Source organism: Arhodomonas sp. KWT (assembly GCF_010993615.1).
The window spans coordinates 1-2806 of sequence record NZ_WNXE01000263.1 but is presented as its reverse complement, the minus strand read 5'-3'; the positions used below and the strand labels follow the sequence as shown (position 1 = coordinate 2806).

Below are 2806 nucleotides of genomic sequence, written 5' to 3'. Positions count from 1 at the left end.
CCACCGTCAGCAGCGCCGTCGAGACGTTCGCCGTCGACGTCGGCCGCGCGGCCGTGGGCGGCGCCGTCGTCCACGGGGCACGGCTGAGCCACGGGTTGGCCGGCGGCACCCTGACCGTGATCATCGACCGCCTCGACCTGCCCGGGGACCGGCCACCGCTCACGGATGTCCGGATCGACTGTCCGGCAGCGCGGCTGGATGCAGGCCGCCTCACCTGTCCCGGCGCCCGGCTGGGCGCCACCTGGGCACCGGTCGGCACTGTCACGGCCGACGCGGCGGTCACCTGGCGCCGGGACGCCGGCACGCTGGACGTCACCCTGCCCTCGCTCCCGGTCGGCGGCTCCGGCCTTCGGGTCGCGGCACACTACGGGCCGGGCGGCTGGCGGGTGAACGCCCAGGGCAACGGCCTGGCACCGGGCGCCATTCTCGCCCTCGCCGGCGATGCGGTTCGTGGCTGGCAGGCCGGCGGCGGCACCGTCTCGGTCAACGCGACCTTCTCCGGCGACGCCGCCGGTGTACTGCGCACCGCCGGCGAGATCGTGCTGGACGGGCTGTCCGGCGGCAGCGCGAGCGGCCTGCAGGCCGCCGAGGGCGTGGCGGGCCGCCTGTCCTGGGCGGCACGCGGCGGCGACGGCGACTGGTTCGGCCAGACGGAGGCGGCGCTCGACGGCGGGCAGGTCTACAGCGACCCGGTCTTCGTGGACCTCGCCGCCCACCCACTGACCCTGCGAACCGACCTCACTGTCCCCGAGACCCTCGACAGCGTCCATCTCTCCCGGCTGCGCGTAGACCAGCCCGGCCTCGTCAGCGGTCAGGGCACCCTTACCTGGGAGAGCGGCCGGGGCATCGTCGCCGCGGGCGTCACGCCGTTGACCCTGAGCCTGCCGGCGGCCTACACCACCTATGCCCGCCCGTTCCTCACCGGCGGCGGCCTCCCCGAGGTGGGCGGTGACGGCACCGCCACGCTTCGCGCGGCGTTCGCCGACGGGGCGTTCCGGAGCGTGAACCTGCGCCTCACCGGCCTCGGTCTCGACGGTGCCGACTACCGGCTCAACGGGCTCGAGGCCCGGCTGGACTGGCGGGCCGGCGACCTCGACGCGCCTGCGGCGAGCCGCCTGAGCGTGCAGGGGGGCAGCCTCCACGGCGTCCCGGTCGGGGCGTTCGACGCGCGGGCCCTGCTCCACGGCGATGGCGGCAGGCTCCTTGCGCCCCTGCGCGTCCCCATCGCGGACGGCGCGCTGGCGGTGGAGCGGCTCGCGCTGTCCGGGCTCGCCGGCGATAACCCCGCCGCCGCCCTGGACGCGCGGGTGACCCCCATCAGCCTTGGCCCGGTGACCCAGGCCCTGGGCTGGCCGCGGTTCGGCGGCACCCTCTCCGGCGAGCTGCCGACCCTGCGCTACGCCAACGGCACCGCGAGCGTCGCCGGGACCCTGCGCATCGAGGCCTTCAAGGGCCTCATCCGCCTCCAGGACCTGGTACTCTCCGACCCCTTCGGTGTGGCACCGCGGCTCACGGGGGAGATGACGGCACAGGGCCTGGACCTGGAGACGCTGACGACGGCGTTCGAGTTCGGCCGCATCACCGGCACGCTGGAGGGCCGCGTCACCGGGCTGCGCCTGGTGGGCTGGCAGCCTGCCGCCTTCGACGCCTGGTTCCACACGCCGGTGGACGACCCGGTGCCCCACCGGATCAGTCAGCGGGCGATCGAGGCGCTGTCGAGCATCGGCGGCAGCGGTGCGGCCGGCGCCCTCTCCCGCGGGCTGCTCAGCGTGTTCGACGCCTTCGGCTACGCCCGCCTGGGGCTCGGCTGCCGCCTCTCCGGCGATGTATGCCTGATGCGGGGTGTCGGCCCGGCGGAGAACGGCTACTACATCGTCGAGGGTGCGAGCGTCCCCCGCGTGGACGTGATCGGGCACGTCGACCGGGTCAGCTGGTCGACCTTCATCCGCCAGCTCGCAGGCGTGACCGCCGGCGGCGCACCGGTGGTAGAGTAGACCCGACGCCACGACGACGAAGGAGACCCGCCGTGACCGCGATCAAGCGCCTGGGCCTCGTGCCGCTGTTCATGCTGCTCGCCGCCTGTGTGACCATCAATGTGTACTTCCCGGCGGTCGCCGCGGAGAAGGCCGCCGACCGCATCATCAAGGACGTCTGGGGTCCGGAGGACGGCGCCCCGCCGACGCGCGAGCAGGCCCCCGGGGGCGACGACACCCAGGGGCGTGCCCCCGGAGCGGAACGCCCCCTGGCGATACGCCTGCTCGACACGGTGATCTCCCCCGCCCACGCCCAGGAACCCCGCATCGACATCTCCTCACCCGCGGTCAAACGCCTGACCGCGAGCATGGAGAACCGCTTCGCCCGGCTGCGCCCGTACTACGAGTCCGGTGCCGTCGGGCTCACCCAGGACGCCCTGGTCGCGGTGCGTGACCTCAACAGCGTGCCGCTCGCCGCGCGGGGCAGCGTCCGCCAGCTCGTCTCCGCCGAGAACGCGGACCGCAACGCCCTGTACCGGGAGATCGCCGTCGCCAACGATCACCCCGAATGGGAGCAGCGCATCCGCGGGGTCTTCGCCGAGCGCTGGGTGCGCAACGCCCGCAACGGCTGGTACTACCAGAACGACAGCGGCAAGTGGGTCCGCAAATGACCCGCCGGCGGCCCGGCTGACGGGGCCGCCTCCCGAAGCCGCCGCCAACGCCCGTGCCCAATGCACGGGCGTTTTCCTTTCGGCTCCCCGGTCTGCTATGGTGCATTGGTCAGACCAATGGAGGAGAGGTCATGGCAGCGCCGTCCCGTTACCGTGACGAAG

At 73.9% G+C, this 2806-nt stretch carries 2 protein-coding genes; both read left to right on the top strand.

Annotation, left to right across the window (positions count from 1 at the left end; genetic code table 11):
• Nucleotides 1-1994, top strand: a 1994-nt coding sequence (locus tag G7A99_RS17605; RefSeq protein ID WP_163142603.1) for a hypothetical protein, incomplete at its 5' end; no start/stop codon positions are given.
• A gap of 32 nt (nucleotides 1995-2026) precedes the next feature.
• Nucleotides 2027-2644, top strand: a complete 618-nt coding sequence (locus G7A99_RS17600) for a YdbL family protein (protein ID WP_163142600.1) — start codon at nucleotides 2027-2029, stop codon at nucleotides 2642-2644.
• Nucleotides 2645-2806 lie beyond the last annotated feature (162 nt).